The organism is Bradyrhizobium sp. BRP20 (assembly GCF_020194215.1).
GTDB classification, from domain to species: domain Bacteria; phylum Pseudomonadota; class Alphaproteobacteria; order Rhizobiales; family Xanthobacteraceae; genus Bradyrhizobium; species Bradyrhizobium yuanmingense.
The window spans coordinates 73,132-90,877 of the sequence record NZ_JADYVY010000018.1 but is presented as its reverse complement, the minus strand read 5'-3'; the positions used below and the strand labels follow the sequence as shown (position 1 = coordinate 90,877).

Genomic DNA, 17,746 nt, shown 5'->3' with positions numbered 1-17,746 from the left:
CGGGCGCTCGCAGGTGCGACGGGCGCTCTCGAGATCCACTATTTTGGGGAAACATTCAGCACGCCAGGTCGTGGTCCGGAATCAATCCGCCCGGCGATGTGCCAGTGTTTGGACACAGCAGAGCAGGGCGCTATGAAGTCAGCATCAGCTGCCGGCAAATCTAACGTACGAAGCTTGTAACGTCAGTTTTCGAGTTGACGCGGCTACTGGCCGTGGCCGCTATCCTGATCGATCGTTGCTTCGACAAGAGGCGCTGGCCTCCGCTGGCTCTTCCGCCTGTGCAATCAGGAGAGAACGTGCGGCTTGCAACCTTGTCTTGACGCAGGCGAGTGTGCTCGTGACATTACGTAGCTGATGCACCATCACTGTCACAAAGCAAACGCACCGTGTCTTGAACCCGCCAAGCATTCCGCGTGCGCGACATTAGGACGCAAAACGGAGGCGGATTTACCTGCATCGCGGTGGCCCAAATCCTGCTACGCGTGCGGCGCGCAACAGGAGAGGAGGCGGGCGTGGGTCTCGATCTGCCAAATGACGATCTGATCACAGGCTCGTTGCCCGAAACACATTTGGGTTGCCCCTTTCACGCCGATAAAGCCCGCGTTCATGGCGGAGAACAGAAGGCGATGTTGCTCACCGGAGCATCGCGCGGAATTGGTCATGCCACTGCCAAGCTGTTCTCGGAGGCGGGCTGGCGCATCATTTCTTGCGCGCGTCAACCGTTCGACGGCGAGCGATGTCCCTGGCACGCAGGGGACGAGGATCATGTCCAGATCGACCTCAGCAATCATCGAATGCTGCCGCGCGCGATCACTGAGGTCAAGAAGCGCTTGGCCGGTGCACCTTTGCACGCGCTAGTGAACAATGCCGGTGTCTCGCCGAAAACGCCCGCTGGCGATCGGATGACGTCGTTGACGACGTCAACCGAGACTTGGATGAGGGTGTTCCATCTCAATTTGGTGGCCCCGATCCTGCTGGCGCAGGGTTTGTTTGACGAGCTAAGAGCCGCGTCAGGATCGATCGTGAACGTGACTTCGATCGCGGGCTCGCGGGTGCACCCGTTTGCCGGCAGTGCCTATGCGACGTCGAAAGCTGCGCTTGCGAGCCTCACACGCGAAATGGCGCACGATTATGCGCCGCATGGCATTCGTGTGAATGCGATCGCGCCCGGCGAAATCAGGACGGACATGTTATCGCCCGACACAGAAGCGCGTCTCGTGCCAAGCATCCCGCTGCGCAGAGTGGGAACCCCGGACGAAGTGGCCAAGGTCATCTTCTTCCTGTGCTCGGATGCGGCGAGCTATGTCACGGGGGCCGAGGTGCCGGTCAATGGTGGGCAACATCTGTGAATCGGCCGGCCTTGGCGACACAGCTAACTTGAGCTGCAGCAGCGGCGCTTATGGTCTCCGCTGACGATGCGCACGCAATCCGCAAAAATGAATGAAGGCACACTGTAAGTTTATCGTCGTGCCATGAAAAGGTGTCACGGTTCTATGTCATCTCGTCAACACTTGGCGTTAGATCGAGAGTGACATGCAAAACGAAGCTCGCCAACCAGGACAAGGTACCAGGGAGGATGATCAAGACAACGGAGGCCGCCTCATGCTGGATATCCCTTTCTCACACGAAAGATCTGCCTCGCAACCTGAGCCGGAGGGTAAGCCCCCGGGGGAGCCGTTGCGTGAGAGCGCGCTCACCGGCATCTTCGAAATATCGAAAATTCTTGCCGCTCCTTGTCGGCTCGAAGTCACGTTGGCCAACGTTGTTGGTCTTTTGCAATCGTTTGTGCAGATGCGACACGGCATCGTCTCACTGTTCGACGAGGACGGCATGCCGGATATTACGGTGGGCGCCGGCTGGAACGAAGGCAGCGACGAAAGTTACCGGATGCGACTGCCGCGGAACGCAATCGACCAGATCATCGCGACGGACAGGCCTCTTGTCGCCGAGAACGTGGCCGCCGAGCTGGTATTCAGCGCTGCCGACCGGGAAGTGCTCGGCGCCTCCGATAGTATGCCAGTGTCGTTCATCGGGGTTCCCATTCGCATTGACCGTAAGGTCGTGGGCACGCTGACGGTCGACCGCATCCGGGACGATAGGTCGAGTCTCCGGCTCGAGTACGATGCGCGACTGCTCGCCATGATCGCCAACCTGGTGGGTCAAACAGTGAAGTTACACCGCTTGTTCGCCTGCGATCGCGAACGACTGATGGCGGAGAAAGACCGGCTACAAAAGGAGGTATTAGAGCTCAGGCAACCCTCTCGGGAGCGCAAGAAGCTACACGCCCATGGGATCATTGGCGACAGTCCGGCGCTGCGCGGGCTGCTCGAGAAGATTGCCGTTGTAGCCAGATCGAACAGCACGGTTCTGCTGCGTGGTGAATCCGGCACCGGAAAGGAACTCGTAGCCAAGGCCATTCACGAATCATCGTCCCGCGCCAAGCGCCCGTTCGTTAAGCTGAATTGCGCGGCGCTTCCTGAGACCGTCCTGGAATCCGAATTATTTGGTCATGAGAAAGGCGCCTTTACCGGTGCGTTTAGCTCGCGCAAGGGACGCTTCGAACTTGCTGACAAGGGAACGCTTTTTCTTGACGAGATCGGCGAGATCTCAGCTCCGTTCCAGGCGAAGTTGCTGCGCGTTTTGCAAGAGCAGGAGTTCGAGCGCGTCGGGAGCAACCAGACTATTAAGGTCGATGTTCGAGTGATAGCTGCGACCAACAAGAACCTCGAAGAGGCTGTCGCAAAGAGCGAGTTCCGGGCGGACCTTTACTATCGCATCAGCGTAGTTCCCTTACTGTTGCCACCGCTACGCGAAAGACGCAGTGATATTCCTCCGCTTGCCAGGGAGTTCCTCAGAAATTTCAATAACGAGAATGGCCGTACTCTGACTTTGGAGCCGAGTGCGATCGATGTACTGATGAACTGCGGCTTTCCGGGAAATGTCCGCGAACTCGAAAACTGCATCGAGCGAACAGCGACGCTGTGCGCCGGATCATCGATCGTGAGAAGTGACTTTGCATGCTGCCACGGCCAGTGCCTTTCCGCGATGCTGTGGAAAAGCACGTCGGACGAGAGGAAAGAGCAGCCCGTACCCATGCCAGCGGTGCCGGCAAAGCCCATCATTCCGCTAGCTGAAGCGAGCCAGCCGGTCCAGTCTGTCGGCGACGAACTGGCCTCACTGGGGCCTCCCGGCACAGTTCTCGTTAGTGGCGCGAAGATGGCCGATCGCGAACGGGTCGTTGCGGCCATGGAAAAATCTGGCTGGGTGCAGGCAAAAGCAGCGCGCCTGCTCGGACTAACGCCGCGCCAGATTGGCTACGCGCTGAGGAAATATGGGATCGAGATAAAGCGGTTCTGAACGACGACATCGGCCGGAACTGCTACTCCCAAATAGCTATATGAGGACGATCTCCGATAGGCAATCTCATCGCAATCTGAACGGAATGGTCCGCCCTGGGCGGCAACTTGGCCCCGAGCGAAACCACCCGCCCGCTTGCGGGACTGCTGTCGAAAGGCGGGTTTACCTGGTTCGGTGAGAGATGGACTCGCGCGCCATGACATACCGAGCGTCACCTGTGGGCCATGCAATCGCGAATCGTCGGTTGCTCACCTCTAACAAGCTATGATGCCTATCCGCCGATCCCCGGAAAAGTGTGAAGCGTTTTCCGAAAAGATCATGCTCAAACAAAGATCTAAAGCGCGATGATGATTCATCTTAATCTCATCGCGCTTTAGTGAGCGGCAATGCTCAATAAACGTCAATCGGTCCGCCGCCCGCTGGTGATTAGCGACCGCAATCTGTCAAAAGGCTGGCCTCACTCAGCTGGCGCGCCGTGCGGAACAGCGCTGTCGCAGCCCTGACTTATGTTGGCATTGTTCGTTGGGAAGAGCGAGCTAGAGGGGCGCATCACCTGATCTAAGCCTGTGTGATAGCAAGCCGATTCCAAAGGGGCGGGTGATGGTACAACACTTGCTCTGCTCTTCGCAGCTGTCGCAATTGTTGGAGCAACACCGTGCACAATGTCGTCTGCATCAAACAGGTTCCGGACTCGGCGCAGATCCGCGTGCACCCCGTGACCAATACAATCATGCGTCAGGGGGTGCCGACCATCATCAACCCATATGACCTCTTCGCGCTCGAGGCCGCGCTCGAGCTGCGCGATCGGTTCGGCGGCGAAATTACCGTGCTTACAATGGGACCGCCATCGGCGGAAGAGTCTTTGCGAAAGGCGCTGACTTATGGCGCCGATCGCGCCGTCCTACTCACCGATCGCTGCTTTGCGGGCTCCGACACCCTGGCAACAACGTATGCACTTGCAACAGCCATCCGAAAAATTGATAAGGAATATGGCCCGACAAAGCTCATCTTCACGGGAAAGCAGACCATCGACGGCGATACGGCGCAGGTTGGGCCCGGCATCGCAAAGCGGCTGGGCGTAATGCAGCTAACTTACGTTGCGAAGGTCAGATCCTTAGATCTCGCCAACCATACAATTGAAGCGGAACGACGCTCCGAAGGTGGTGTCCAGGTGCTGCACACGAGGCTGCCCTGTCTCATCACCATGCTGGAGGCAACGAATCAGATTCGGCGCGGCGCGATGGTGGATGCCTTGCGTGCCGCGCGTGCCAAAATTGTGAAATGGAGCGCGCACGATGCCGGTATCGAAGACGTCTCCAAATGCGGCCTCAAGGGATCGCCGACCGTCGTCAAGCGAGTGTTCGCCCCCTCTGCGCGGGCTGAGAAGGCGGCGTTGGTTGAGGCCGCCGAACAACCGGCGCAAGCGCTGATAGACGCGATTTTCAAGCGTGAACCGAAGCTCGAAGCCGATCTTAAGGCACTTGTCCGTGACGCTTGATCTGGAGAGTCCTGGCAACGACAGATTGAAACGGTCCAAGGATGTGCCAACGCCAAGAGGCACCGGAGTCAAGTGAGCGCGCAAGATGTAGCTAGGCATCGCGGCCCGCGACCAGCGCATTCGGGGTGCATGCCGTTCTCGATTGCTCGCGATCACCTGGGACCGCATGTTCCGTAGACCACGGTTATGGCCTCGATCGATGTCCGGAGTTGGCCGCGATTGTCAGGCAGATCGACAAAAGGGCTGCGCATGCGTCCAGATCCCACTGCATGGTCGTGTTCGACGGCGTTGAGGCGACTGTTTCGCGCGTAGTTGTCACGAGCAAAGACGGAATACGTCCGCGACCGGGACCACCATACTAGCGCCCGAACGCCCAAAGCACTGTCGCGCTGTTGAGGGTGCGAAGCCCACCTATGTGGCATCTTTTGGCCAATCTCCGCGATTCAACAGCCCTATACCCATTGTGAGTGGCGGCTGGCTCTTCGCCGTTTGGTTTTTGACGGCCGTGCAAGCGCTATCAGGTTCAATACACTTGCAATGAGAAATCGGTCGCCAGCGCTTTGTTTCAATGTATTCAGAACCTGTGGGGTGAGTGCAAGAGTTGGCACGGTGATTGCTGTAAGCATGCAAGAAAGCGGCGGGGCGGTGCTCGCGAAGCGCGAAACCTAGCGGCGGTCTCTTTGAGAAGCTCGTGCCGGCCAGCAGCCGGCATTCGCGCGGCTTGCGGCCGAAGGCCCCAAGAGTCAGGTGGATGCGGATAGTCCTTGTAATGCTGTACGAAGATCATAGCGGTTTGACCAACTGGCAGGAGCAGAAATCGAGAGGGCCTGCGCGGCGCAAATCTCGCCATGGCTCTGCAAGCGAATGCTGGCCGTGTCGGGAATTCGCGGCATCGGACTTTTCGTGGACCGGAATTCGTCTGGATCGCCGCCGCTCAGCTGATGAACGCGTTCCCTTCCATGCGCGCGAACAGGACTGAACATGCCGCCGTCTGCTAACGCGAAGGTGGCCACCAAGAATTTCGCCTGGATGGTAAACGCGATCACAAGCCCATCGAAACCAACGAAATGGCGGTAGCCAATAGTTGGCCCGGATACGAAGTTGCTCCGTCAAGGACCGTTCTCTCCTCATCGCCAGGGGTCAAATGGCATCTCAAGCGTCTCGATTTACACCCGGTCAGCCTCCGCAGATATGCTGCGAGTATTTGACCGAGCAAGCGCGAGCCCTGTTCGGCCCGCACCCGTTCGCTGCGGAGATGTCCCAGGACCAGGTTGCTAGCCTGCTGCCTGAATATCTGGCGATGTCACAGGCGTTCCCGTACCTGCAGGCGGGCTCGCAAAAGGATCTCATATTCGATGCAATGAATCACAATCGAGATCTTGCGAGGGACGTTGAACTAACCAGCGTGGTCGCAAATTTCATCTGTTGGGATGAGATGGGTGGTTATGGCCAAATTCTCCAGGGCGGAAAGGCGGCGCTACCCGGTATTCTGGTGACTGAAAACTTCCACTCGAACCTGTTTAGAAAGGATGCGTCGCAACTACTCGGCCGAGCAATACGGCCCAACTACAGCGCCACGACGAAGCGGTACCTGCATTCTCTCTATGCGGGATTGTCATCGAAAGACCCCTTGGTGCGTTGCGCCTCCATGGTCGCTTTTGAGCTACATGCTGCGGACATGATCCAGTCGCTATGGACCACTCTGGTCAAAACCTTTAAGGCGCGGCCTGACGATCTTGAGTACTTCCGCAGCCATGTCGGCGGAGAAGATCCCGCGGAGAAGTATCATGGAGAAATGACAAGCCGGCTGATTGGCGAACTTGTCCCGGCTGACCGTAATAATCGCTTTTTGGATGAATTCGATCGAGCCTATCGGCTCAGCTTACAGTGGTGCCGCGATCTGCTCCGAATTGTCTCACTTTATGATGATCAGTCGGAGATCGAACACCATGGCCGTTGTCATTGTGGCTCTGTCAAGTTCTACGTCCAAGCGCCGCGAGAGCTCTCTGCAGTTCGATGCAATTGCTCAATCTGTCAAATGTCTGGATTTCTGCACTTGCTCGTACCTGGCAAAAAGCTTGGCATTGAGTGCGGCGAAGAATTCCTCACGGCGTACCAGTTCAACAAGAACATCGCTCGGCACACGTTTTGCCGGGTTTGTGGCGTAAAGCCATTCTATAGGCCGCGGTCGAACCCGTCCGGATTCAGCGTAAATATTCGATGTCTGGATAACAGGACCATCGAACGCATAACAATAAGCGACTTCGATGGCGAGCATTGGGACCAAGCATTCCGCTCGATGCACCAGGACCTGGAGTCCTGCGTCGAAGATAAAACACTGGAGTGAACTCGAATGGCGCGCGCAATAAATCATAAATCCCGTCTGCTTTCAGAAGAGGCTTTGACAAAATACCGCATAGAGCTGTTGGTGAAGGGGACGGTCGTGATTGGCCCCCAGATATTGTTCACCCAAGATGACTTGGCCAAGATCGATCAGCTGCAGGCTGAGATTCCCGAAGAAGAAGTGAGGGAGGGAGATGCCGGCGACTCGCACAATGTTTTCGTCAAACGCGTGAGGATAGACCCGCCCGGCCGCGCTCCTAGCGACGCGAGTGGTGCAGCTCCAAGGCAGATCATGGAACTACTTGAAAGGAAAGACCGCACCTTCGCGCTAAGAAAGATTTTGGGAGCCACGTCAGATTACGTGATTCGCCGATGCCAAATGCATCGGATGCCCCCTGGCTCCTTTGTTGGCATTCATCTGGATGCTGCGAGCGACCCGGATTTCGAGTACTCGGTGATTGTGCAGCTGGCGAGAGACTTTGAGGGGGGTGAGTTCGTGGTATATCCAAGCGGGTACGAACAGCAGGTGTTCCAACCGCCATTTGGTGCGGTACTTGTCACCACATGTAAGCTCCGGCATGAGGTGATGCCTGTGCTGACCGGCGAGCGCCGATCGCTGGTCTACTTCTGTTCAAAGCGCAGCGGCGCGAACCGCCGGATCATCGAAAGCTCTACCAAGGGCCCTTGATTGAGGTGGCTGAAATGGCTTCGAATGAGTTGGGTAACGGGTGAGCTCTCAGGAGAGATTGGTAGCTTGGCCATGTTGTGGTCAGACTGTCGCTCGCAAAGGCTGCCACAATGCAGGTCAGAAGCCACAGCTAGTTTTGCTGCCTGTATAAAGGTCACCATAATCCGAGCAAAAGGTTTGCTCAGGGTAGTTGTGGTAAGTCATCGTCGCGGCCTCGAACCGAGAGGCGTGTCGGCGCGTGATGGTGTAATCGCGCTGCGCGCGGGAAGGCCCTGTTGTCGTCAGGTTCTCGACGGCTACACACCTAGCAAACAGCCGAATGCTCGGGCTAATTTGCGACGGATGTGCGGGGACTGGGCCTTTGCAGGGTCCATCAGAAGAGAAGTCTCGTCTAAAGCCCCTAATCGCGCGCGGTCTTTTGCTCGATCGTCCTGCATTAGCCGAGTCCTGAGTATTCATTTCGAAAGAGAACGGATGGACTTTACCTCAACTCGAGGGAGGCTCCATGAGTCGGGCAGCGCGGGCCAGCAAAGAGAACTTGTCGGTTTCCCCGTCGCCAGACGCCCGGCCGGCCGCCCTCGTGGACGAGTTGCACAGGAACGATCCGGATCTCGCCGCCCAGACCGGATTCGTTCAACCCGAGCAAGCCCACCTGGTGCGCTTAATCCGGAGCCGGAGCGACGACGCACAAACCTTCCGGCAGATTGTCAATGATCAGGATGACAAAGGTACCGCCAACTTCCTGTTCGTGACTGTGAACGATGGTGGTGTTACTGGCGGCGGCGCCGACTGGTCGCTGCTGCTGGTTGATCGCCGCGTGCCCGCCGCCCCCGTTGCCTATCACTATGACTCCGCTGGGTCTCACAACAGCACCGCGCAGAGCAGCTCGCAGCACGTCTCGGCTCCCGTCTGCAAGCGGCCGGCATGGCCCGGCAGCGGAACGGCCTAATTGCGGAGTACTTTGTGGTAGACGCGAACCGAGCGCTGATTAGACGATTGTCGCGAGGGGCGAGCGGCCAGACGAAGCCGCTGCACATCGAGCACCTCATCCGCCGAACCTGCCCATACGGTACAAATGGTTACCGATGTTCTGCTCCTATGCAGCAAGCAGCCAAAAGACTCCCGTTGTGTTCCTTCCAGGCCGCCTAGATTGCCTCGTGAGGCCACTCGTTCAGCGCTGAAATCGTAGCGCTCAATGCTCAATGAAAACCGACCAATGCAACAAATCCCGCATGGGCGCCTAAATTCGGCATTCCATCGCCTTCTTTCGTGGTTTTGCTGCGCGTATTATCGGTTTGTCCGGCAGAGCGCGATGTTTGATCACTGCGCCTGCTGTGATCATCGATGAAAGCCCGCCATGTAGCGGATTACTAGAAAGTCACGGCGACGACGGCGGACGCTACAGCGAGTGAAAACGCTACTCGCGCGAAGAACTGGCCACGGCTAAGCCCGTCCGATGAACTCATTTTCGTGCTTGCCTTACGACTCGGATTTGCGCCTGCAGGATGATCGTACCAGACGCACTTTGCGAGTAATCAGCGGAATTCGGTTTGTGCGCGCCGCGAATCGTCGCGCCCCTTGAGGCAGTCACTCTGGAACCCTAAGCTCCATTAGGGTACAAAATTCCACTGCTGAGCAACTGACCCGTTGAATTGGTAGAGCCAAGTAGGATTGCCATCTTTCGTGACGCGATTTTGTTGTCGATGCACAGCTTATTGTCGGCGATACTCAGAATAAAACCTGGACTCTTGAGTAATTCCCATCGCTGCTTGGGATCGGCAGGGTGTAGATTGCAAGCGTCAGCGCTACTTCCGGAGCGATGAGATCGCCCTTGTGCGATTGCGAGCTTACCTGCGCTTGAGTTCAACGTTGACACGCGAATGTCGGGTTGCAAACATTTTGCGTCCTAATGGACTATGGGACAGAACAAAATAGGACAAACTCGACAAGTACACACAGCCAGGCGAGGTACAGCAGCCTTTTGAAAAAAGGCACGTTGCTTGCTTGGGTGCAGTGAGCGTCACCGGTCTTACAGGGGCTGTGATGCTGGGGCGGGCCTGACATGTTTCAGTGCCATTTCGGGTCCGCCCCGCTATTGCTCGCGAGGCAACATGGAGCAACGTATTCGAGCGGCTTCAGCGGCTATCGCGTTCGCTCATGCGTTCGGTCGTGAAGTCCTCAGCGTGTACGAACATGAAGGCCGCAGGTACAACAGAATCAGAACCCGCGTAACCGGGAGCGTAACAAACGGTTACGACTTCGAAAGTGAATGTCCCATGGCCGGTGCGCTACCGAGTATATATCACTTCGGTGCGGAGCCGCATTGGCTACCGGGGCCCAAGTGCCCACGACTCTACAGCGGCCTTGATTATTGCACCTCAACCCACTTCTCCGTGAGAGTGACGGACAATGGTGTCCAGATAGTCGATTGGCGGAGGAGTTCCTTCACATACACCGTCTGGTGGGTGGTCCGCGCAATAGAAGGAAGCCGACGATGGAAATTGCGCTAGCAATTGGCGCTGTGTTCGTTTTCACCGCAATCACGGTCGCTTGCCTGTGGGCGCTTGGAGCCTGGGGTGGCTGAGTATCATTGATGAATGAGGCCGATGGAGAAAAGCGTTTGCTACCATGCCGCCCCTTCTCGTTGAACTTCCGTGCGGTCCTACTGGATTGGCCTGACGGCCCCCCTAGCGGTCGTGCTGTTGTGGATGTTGATTGTGTGCGAATGCCGCCCGAACAAACGGGTGCGGACTGCTCGAAAGCCATACGGGTGCGGTGGTCTAACTCGCCAGTTGCGGCCGCCTGAGCTACTCAAGTTCCAGCTCCAATTGATCGAGCAGTCGCGCCGACCGCTCCGAGCGCGTTCCATAAAATGTCCGCCGCAGCTTCTCAATCTCGAGCTTGAGGTGGGAGATCAGCGCTTGCTGCTCGATTGCTTTGCTTGGGCATTAGCCGCTTCAGCAAGTTTCGCCTCCGCCGCAAGCCTGGCCGCACGCTCGGCCAGGATCTTTGCATGCGCGGCAGCGAGATCGGGCGGCAGTCCGCCGCCGGCGGAGTCCATGACAAAATGGAATCATGTTCGCCGCCAGATTCAAATGACAAACTCTCAGCCCACGCTGGTTGGACGCAAGGACTCCTGGGGATTGCGCCAATCGATGCCGGACAAAAGATAGCTCATCTGTGCCTGCGAGATCGACACCACGCCGTCCGCCAGCGACGGCCATATAGGACGACCTCTCTCCAACTTCTTTGTAAACAGGCATGCTCCCTGGCCATTATGCCAGATCACCTTCAATAGATCGCCCCGGCACCCGCGGAAGCAGAACAAACGACCGCTCAGGGGATCACGGCGCAGCACCTCTTGGACCTGCAACGAAATTGAGACGAAGCCTTTGCGCATGTCGGTGTGGCCCGTCGCCAGCCACACCCGAACTCCCGTAGGGATTGGAATCATCCTGGATCCGGAGCCTCGATAGTCCGACAAAGCGCCTCAACGTCGAGCCCCGCATCGACAATGACGCGCCGCCCGCCAGCCAGCTCTATCTCAATCCGATGCTCCGTCCAATGTGCTGTCGCGCTCTCCGATGAGGCCGCCACCGGGACCATGCCCCACCCTCGGCCACAACTGCCCTGACAAAGCTAGCCTCGGATTTGCTCCGGTCTGCCGCGACGGCCCTTCGCCAAGTCACCAGCAGAGAACGCGACAAGCCATATCTCCGCGCTGTCGCCGCAACCAGGCGTGGCTCGGACATGCTTTCCGAAGCAATCCGAGCCTTATCCTCTCAGACCAGCGCCGCCGCCGGCCTGTTTCCACCACCTCAAGTCGATTCAGCGCACTGATCATATGGCTGTCCATACGTACAGTTCTCAACTATCAGGCCAGTCCGCTGCAAGGCGTCTCTTCTCGGAGGCTTACCGCCGATCGGCACGCACTTCACGAGCGACTTAAGGGTAGCCGCGATTAGGGCTGACAGAGCCAGAGCGAGACGGAGCAGACATTCACGTCACGTCCTCAGGTGCGGGTTTCAAGGTGCGATCGAAAGCAGGAGCAAGTTCGGATCAATTGAACGGTCCAAGATATGGTCGATGGGATCTCAATCAAGCAATTCTCAGTAGGCGGTGCTGCAGATCGCGGGCCGCGGGCCTGTCGCGCGCGATCACAAGGCACTCCACCGTGCCAGCCTCTTCGTCGGCAGCAAGCGGGATCACGCCCTCCTTGCGTGTGCGGTCGAATAGAAATCCTTCCTTGCCGAAACGATCATGCGCTGTTTGGAGGGATCGTGATCGAACATTTCTCACGGATAAAATAACGTTGCAACCGGAATAGTCGAAGCCCAGCAGTCGGACCGCAATACTGTGTAACACCGAGCCGCCACCCCAGCGGCCGTTCGCTTCATTAAACAGCAACCGACCGTGATTCGCGAAAATGGCATCAATGTTGATCATTCCGCGATATCCCAGGTCTCGCGCAAGTGCCACAAATCGGTAGGCGTGTGCCTGGGCGGTCAACCATTGCTCGTTCATCAGGTCACTTGGAAGCTCAAGTCCTGTCCAGATCAGAGCTCTTTCGGATCGATCTGTGCTTTTACGCAGACGTATGTTTCCACTGTTGATGAAAACGATTGAACCATCATCCTCGATTTCATACTCGAGATAGAACAAAGACCGGGCCAGGTGGTACGACTCCACGACCAGCGTCTTACACGACGCTGTTGTCATCTCAGACCAAAGCGCGTCAGGATCAAACGACGGCCATGAAATTCGCCGGGTATCTCTTGCCCCAGGTAGTGGATCGCTTTCTTTGCCGGTCAGGATGACATTTCCGACCCCACCGGCTCCATTGTCCAGCTTTACAATGACTCTGCCAGTCTCGGATCTGAGGGAAGTGACCGCTCTGAATAGTTCGTTTGAGTCCGTCGTGACAGATCCATTGGGCAGCGGAAGTGCGACGCTTGTCGCCAATTGACGGAAGTGGCTCTTGCGGTTCAACAGATCAGGCCCTCGCTGCAGAGCGAAGTCGTCGCCGGTCTGCGGTATGCCCAGCATGGCCGCCAGGCGTGCGACGCCTTCAGTAGAGTAGCAGGGACGCAATCGCCAGTTTGATTTCTGACGAATATGGCGGTTGATCCGCTCAACGACAGTCTTGGACAGCAATGTGCAGTCATCAAGGACCGGCGATTGGCGGCCGCCTTCAGGTACAAGCAGAAAAAGACTCGATGCGTCGAAATCGAGCGTCGCGCCAATGAAGGATAGCAGATCCGCCGGGATGACTACCGGGGAGACTATTAGGTCGCCGTGCTGGGCAAACCACGCTGAACGGTATGCCGAGTTGGCGGCCAGCGAAAGTTGAGCTGGTGTCAGATCGGCGCCCGACATTTGAGCCGTACCGGCATTCATGATCAAGATCCGCGGCATCCGCGACCTCCGGGCATCTGGACGCGATCAGACAGGGATCGTCAGGCCACAATGTTGAACTTGCTGCGCCGTGGTGAGGCACTGAGCGAAGGTTGATTTCGCGCCGTCTCGATATCACCTGCGATGTAGCGGGAGAGTAGGGCGCGCCTCCAATCTGCCGATCTCAATTGATAGCTCCTTTCGGGCTGATCACGTGGCGATCCTTCAGCAAAAAATGCTGGATCTTGCCCAACGCGGTTTTCGGTAGTTCTTGTGTGAAAATGATTTCGCGCGGCACCTTAAAACGGGCGAGCTGTGACTGGACATGTGCCGTCAGCGCTTCCGCCTCGACCCGGGCGCCCGGTCGCTTGATCACATAAGCGACCGGTACTTCTTCCCAGCGCGCATCGGGTCGACCGACCACGGCGCATTCCGCGACATCCGGATGGTCCGCAAGCACACGCTCTACTTCTGCCGGATAGATATTCTCTCCGCCCGAAATGATCAGGTTTTTCTTGCGGTCGTGGACCCAAATATATCCATCTGCGTCGCAGCGGCCAATGTCCCCAGTGCGATACCAACCATTGCTCAGAGCCTCACGCGTTGCCTGTTGATTGCCCCAATATCCGCAGAAAACGTTGGGTCCACGGACTGCGATTTCGCCTGGGTTACCGGGCGGCAACTTGCGGCCCGAATCATCGAGGATCGCCGCTTCGCAGCAGAGACCTGCCAAGCCGCTTGAGCCCTCAGGCACGAGATTTCCGCCGAGCTTCGTATACACAGCGATCGGGCAGGTCTCCGTTGAACCGTAAACCTGCAGGACTGGAACGCCGCGCGCGACAAAGCGCTCGACAAGGTGCTGAGGCACCATCGTCGATCCGGTACAGATTGCTCTGAGCGAGGATAGGTCGGTGCTTTCCCATCGACCATTGCTGGCCAGGGCTTGCATCATGGCTGGCACGAGGGCTGCCAGGCTCGGCCGGTCACGCTCGAACGCATCAAGCATGGTCTCCGCCCCAAAGCGGGTGTGGATACTCACCGTCGCGCCGTGATGCAAAGTCGGCGTCGTCTGGATGTTCAAGCCACCAACGTGGAAGAACGGCAAAACAGCCAGCGTGTGATCGGCCGAGGTGAGGTCATGCATGTGCTGACTCATGATGCCGTTCCACAGCAATGCTTCCTGACGCAGCACGGCGCCTTTCGGTCGCCCTGTGGTGCCCGAAGTATAGACGATCAGAAGCGGGCAAGACGGCTCCGCGCGAGGATTGCGTCCGTCGCCACAGTCTCCCTCCAGGAGATCGTCCAACTTGCAGCCGCCGAGAGGCGTAAAGTCCAACCCGACAAGAGAGGCATGGCGCACTTGCTTCGTCAGGACAGGCAAAGCTGCGCCGAAGCACTGCTCAAGAACGAGCACTTTTGCCCCGGAGTCCGACAAAATGAAAGCGTGCTCGGCGGCCGCAAGACGCCAATTCAATGGTACGAGGATTGCGCCGAGCCTCGCGCACGCATAGAGCAGCGCCAGATAATCAGGCCTGTTGAGGCTGAGGATCGCGATCCGGTCTCCCCTTTGGACGCCGAGCTGGCTCTTGAAGGCGCGAGCGATCCGCTCGATCCGTCGATTGAGGCTGGCGTAGCTGAGACTCTGCCCTTCGAAATGGATCGCGGTTTTGCCGGGAGTATACGCAGCGTTTCGCTCGATCAGTGTGCAGAGATCCAACTTGTTATCCATGCGCCTCAGGCTCGCAAATTACGTTTGTCCCGATGCGCTTCAGCCGCAACCCGGAATTGCTTGGCGAGGCTCCGATCACATGCTTCGGTTTGCCTTTGTACAGGCTATGATCACACGGCCTAGGCCTTCTTGATGGATGTCATGGGTTGCGAACAATGGATATTGCTTGAGGGATCTCGGGCGATTGATCACTCACTCTCTGCTCGGCGGCGGTCGTGTGCATCTGTCGGTAGTGATAGGCACACCACGAAGATAGTTTCTTGCCGCGTCTTTGATATACAGGCTCGCCGCACATATAGGCCGCTCTGGCATCTCCATCTTTGAAGCCGATGATGCAACGGCATTGGCCTTCAATATGGTCGATTAACAGGACCTTCTTGACGTCGTCGGGCGCTTTCAACTTGCTGCTCCAGAATGCAAATATCTGCGATGCCGGGTGGTTGCGCGGAGCGGCACTTGCAGCTCAGGCTCTTTGAAAACCTGCGCAGGCCCGCCGTCTGCCTTGCCAGCCATGGGAAAGCAGTTTGAACAGAGCGGAAAGCCGGTTCGGCCAACTGATTTTGGCGCGGTGTCGCGCCAGAGGAGGGGTTTGGTTCAGATTCAGGAAGCAGCGACCCTCCGCAGGGGCTTCGGATGGAGGTCTACGTCCATCAATCCTGACCTCAACGCCTGTCTCGTGGCCCGGCCCAGCACAGTCACATAGTCTCGGTTCCGGAATGCCGAACCATTCAAAGCTACGTGCGAGCAGTAGCTCCGCAACCGGCACTCGCTGCATAGCCCTTCCGACCGACCCAGCATCGGGGATGAGGATCACGACCGACCATGGGGGCTTGGATCTGACCAGCTGAGACATTCTCAATCCTTCACAATCCCGGCGACAGACCGAGATAGGTGCTAACCTCAAGACCGTACAACTTAACGTTACGTGAGATTCAAGCCCTTTTTGGGAGCCTGTGACAACATGGCCAAGCTCTCAGGCTGCCGGAAAAGGGCCGCCGGCCGGTGTGCTGTCGCAAGCATTCAGCGCTGCGATGTGAGCCAAGAAAGTTCGTCTCCCGTCGAGATCAGGGTCGCCTGCCGATGAGCCCATTGCCGGAAACGCTTGCCCTTCGACCAGGCGCTCGCTGCCCTTGCAGCCGATTGCGCGCGTGAAGTCCGCTGCGCCGTCATTGAATAGCTCAGTCACGTCTATCTGGCGCCGACCGTGCGATGCCAAATGCGGCCGACCGATAGTTTTCGATGAGGTCGGCCTGATAGGGGCACCAGCCTATAGCCCTTGCGGCGTTGGAGAAACGATCCCGCGAATGTGCCGGCGGGCGTCATCCAACGTACCTCGTGGTCACTGACTTCGCGATTATCGCAGTGTCTGATAGAGGCGGTACAGCAGCCGCGCGCGAGGTTCAATCGACGAGATGTAGAGTTGCTCATAATGCGTATGCGCGCCCTTGCCATCGACGCCAAGGCCGTCAAGGGTCGCGGTATGCGGCGCGGTGAAATTGCTATCGGAGCCGCCGCCGCTGAACGCGTCGAGCAGCTCGAATCCAAGCTCGGCAGCAAGCTGTTTGGCGTGTGCGTAAAGCGCGGCGCCGGCGCTGGTCTTCTCATATGGCGGACGGTTCAATTCGCCTGATACCTTCACCTTGACGCCCTCGGTGCGCGAGCTGATGCCCAGAATCTTCGGCACCAGCTCGTCGGCATGGGCCATGGTCGGGACGCGCATGTCGACTTGCGCGTAGGCCAGTTCCGCGATCACGTTTGGCCTGGTGCCGCCGCGGACGACGCCGACATTGACGGTGATACCGCGCGTGAGATCGTTCATCGCCTCCAGCGTCTGGATCACATGGCCGAGTTCCCGAATCGCGCTGCGGCCGTCCTCGGGGCGCGTGCCGGCATGCGCGGCCGCACCCTTTATGAATACCTCGAAGCGCGCAACGCCCTTGCGCCCGGTGATGACCTTGCCGCCGTCGCGCGCCGGCTCGGTCACGAGCACGTATTTGGCCTTGCGGCCCTCGGCCTCGATCAGCGCGCGCGAGGTTGGGCTGCCAATCTCTTCGTCCGAGACGTAGAGCTGGGTGATGCCGAGCGGCGGGCGTGCGTCATCGGCGCAGATCTGCCGGAATGCGTGATAGGCGAGGTAGGCGCCGCCCTTCATGTCGTAGATGCCAGGGCCGAACGCACTGTCGCCGTCGATCTTGAAGGGTAGCCGTTCGATGGATCCCATCGGATGGACGGTGTCGAGATGGCTCAAGATTAGAAGGCCCGGTACGCCCTGCCCCCAAGAAGAGCGGATAACCAAATGATCGCCGCAGCCGTCATGCCCCGCAACGCGCTCGACGCTGGCGGGCAGGTCGCGATAGCCTGCTGCGACGACATCAGCCAGTTTGTTGATCTGATCCGGCCGCTCCGTCGGAGATTCGATCATGACCCAGCGGCGAATGCCCTCGAGAATCGGGGCGATTTCGAACGCGTTGCTGGACATAGTTGTCTGACGCCTTTGAATTCGATTGTTATCGTTCTGCAAGATCATGACATCAACCATGTACTCACATCAGAATCGAGGCCGAACATCTAAAGGGTCGCCAGCCATTGTGACCCAGGCGTGCCTCTGGATCCGATCTTGCTGCGGCAACGATGTACGCGCCTGTCGATCTTAACTTGAGCTACCAAAGCTGGTAGTTTTCGACGGGATTATGCGGCCCTAAGAAGAAGGCCCTTCTGGAGTTGGTCGTTCTGGTGA

At 57.9% G+C, this 17,746-nt stretch carries 13 protein-coding genes and 1 pseudogene; 6 read left to right on the top strand and 8 right to left on the bottom strand.

The annotated features are described in order from the left end of the window. The first annotated feature begins 512 nt into the window (after nt 1–512). The 3 genes from I6F33_RS31195 to I6F33_RS31185 all read left to right on the top strand — a co-directional run bounded on the left by I6F33_RS31195 (nt 513) and on the right by I6F33_RS31185 (nt 4,855). Entirely contained in the window at nt 513–1,349 is an 837-nt protein-coding gene (locus I6F33_RS31195; protein WP_225142036.1) for an SDR family oxidoreductase, read from the top strand. A gap of 184 nt (nt 1,350–1,533) precedes the next feature. Further along, a complete protein-coding gene (gene nifA, locus I6F33_RS31190; protein WP_225145084.1) occupies nt 1,534–3,357 on the top strand; it encodes a nif-specific transcriptional activator NifA in 1,824 nt (607 codons plus the stop codon). Between the two features lie 655 nt (nt 3,358–4,012). Further along, nucleotides 4,013–4,855 (top strand): electron transfer flavoprotein subunit beta/FixA family protein, encoded by an 843-nt coding sequence (locus I6F33_RS31185; protein ID WP_225129669.1) that lies wholly within the window; start codon nt 4,013–4,015, stop codon nt 4,853–4,855. A gap of 743 nt (nt 4,856–5,598) precedes the next feature. On the opposite strand, the gene I6F33_RS31180 is transcribed toward I6F33_RS31185, so the two are convergent. Further along, nucleotides 5,599–5,901, bottom strand: a complete 303-nt coding sequence (locus I6F33_RS31180) for a hypothetical protein (RefSeq protein ID WP_225145083.1) — start codon at nt 5,899–5,901, stop codon at nt 5,599–5,601. A 158-nt stretch (nt 5,902–6,059) separates the two neighbouring features. Here I6F33_RS31180 and I6F33_RS31175 point away from each other — a divergent pair, with 158 nt between their 5' ends. The 3 genes from I6F33_RS31175 (at nt 6,060) to I6F33_RS31165 (ending at nt 8,835) form a co-directional block, all read left to right on the top strand. Further along, nucleotides 6,060–7,202, top strand: a complete 1,143-nt coding sequence (locus tag I6F33_RS31175) for a GFA family protein (protein WP_225145082.1) — start codon at nt 6,060–6,062, stop codon at nt 7,200–7,202. Nucleotides 7,203–7,208: 6 nt separating this feature from the next. Further along, entirely contained in the window at nt 7,209–7,886 is a 678-nt protein-coding gene (locus I6F33_RS31170; protein ID WP_225145081.1) for a 2OG-Fe(II) oxygenase, read from the top strand. Nucleotides 7,887–8,391: 505 nt separating this feature from the next. Next, nucleotides 8,392–8,835, top strand: coding sequence for a hypothetical protein (locus I6F33_RS31165; RefSeq protein WP_225145080.1), 444 nt, complete (start codon nt 8,392–8,394; stop codon nt 8,833–8,835). A gap of 1,861 nt (nt 8,836–10,696) precedes the next feature. On the opposite strand, the pseudogene I6F33_RS31160 reads toward I6F33_RS31165, so the two are convergent. The 7 genes and pseudogenes from I6F33_RS31160 to I6F33_RS31130 all read right to left on the bottom strand — a co-directional run. After that, a pseudogene (locus I6F33_RS31160) lies at nt 10,697–10,947 on the bottom strand (IS66 family transposase); the annotation flags it as partial. A 45-nt stretch (nt 10,948–10,992) separates the two neighbouring features. After that, on the bottom strand, nt 10,993–11,313 hold the full coding sequence (tnpB, locus tag I6F33_RS31155; RefSeq protein WP_346656690.1) for an IS66 family insertion sequence element accessory protein TnpB: 321 nt from the start codon (nt 11,311–11,313) through the stop codon (nt 10,993–10,995). Between the two features lie 112 nt (nt 11,314–11,425). Further along, a complete protein-coding gene (locus I6F33_RS31150; RefSeq protein WP_249789106.1) occupies nt 11,426–11,638 on the bottom strand; it encodes a hypothetical protein in 213 nt (70 codons plus the stop codon). A gap of 346 nt (nt 11,639–11,984) precedes the next feature. After that, nucleotides 11,985–13,301 (bottom strand): peptide ligase PGM1-related protein, encoded by a 1,317-nt coding sequence (locus I6F33_RS31145; protein ID WP_225145078.1) that lies wholly within the window; start codon nt 13,299–13,301, stop codon nt 11,985–11,987. Nucleotides 13,302–13,464: 163 nt separating this feature from the next. Continuing rightward, complete coding sequence (locus I6F33_RS31140; RefSeq protein WP_225145111.1) at nt 13,465–14,997, bottom strand: class I adenylate-forming enzyme family protein; 1,533 nt, start codon at nt 14,995–14,997, stop codon at nt 13,465–13,467. A 151-nt stretch (nt 14,998–15,148) separates the two neighbouring features. After that, nucleotides 15,149–15,409: a hypothetical protein gene (locus I6F33_RS31135; RefSeq protein WP_225142049.1), complete on the bottom strand. Its 261-nt coding sequence runs from the start codon at nt 15,407–15,409 to the stop codon at nt 15,149–15,151. Between the two features lie 954 nt (nt 15,410–16,363). After that, nucleotides 16,364–17,488, bottom strand: coding sequence for a M20 family metallopeptidase (locus I6F33_RS31130; protein ID WP_225130984.1), 1,125 nt, complete (start codon nt 17,486–17,488; stop codon nt 16,364–16,366). Nucleotides 17,489–17,746: the final 258 nt, after the last annotated feature.

What these genes read in the sequence shown, in the direction of transcription:
- I6F33_RS31150 (WP_249789106.1), bottom strand. Translation starts at nt 11,638, where the DNA reads ATGTCCGAGCCACGCCTGGTTGCGGCGACAGCGCGGAGATATGGCTTG.
- nifA (WP_225145084.1), top strand. Translation starts at nt 1,534, where the DNA reads ATGCAAAACGAAGCTCGCCAACCAGGACAAGGTACCAGGGAGGATGAT.
- I6F33_RS31145 (WP_225145078.1), bottom strand. Translation starts at nt 13,301, where the DNA reads ATGCCGCGGATCTTGATCATGAATGCCGGTACGGCTCAAATGTCGGGC.
- I6F33_RS31165 (WP_225145080.1), top strand. Translation starts at nt 8,392, where the DNA reads ATGAGTCGGGCAGCGCGGGCCAGCAAAGAGAACTTGTCGGTTTCCCCG.
- I6F33_RS31170 (WP_225145081.1), top strand. Translation starts at nt 7,209, where the DNA reads ATGGCGCGCGCAATAAATCATAAATCCCGTCTGCTTTCAGAAGAGGCT.
- I6F33_RS31130 (WP_225130984.1), bottom strand. Translation starts at nt 17,488, where the DNA reads ATGTCCAGCAACGCGTTCGAAATCGCCCCGATTCTCGAGGGCATTCGC.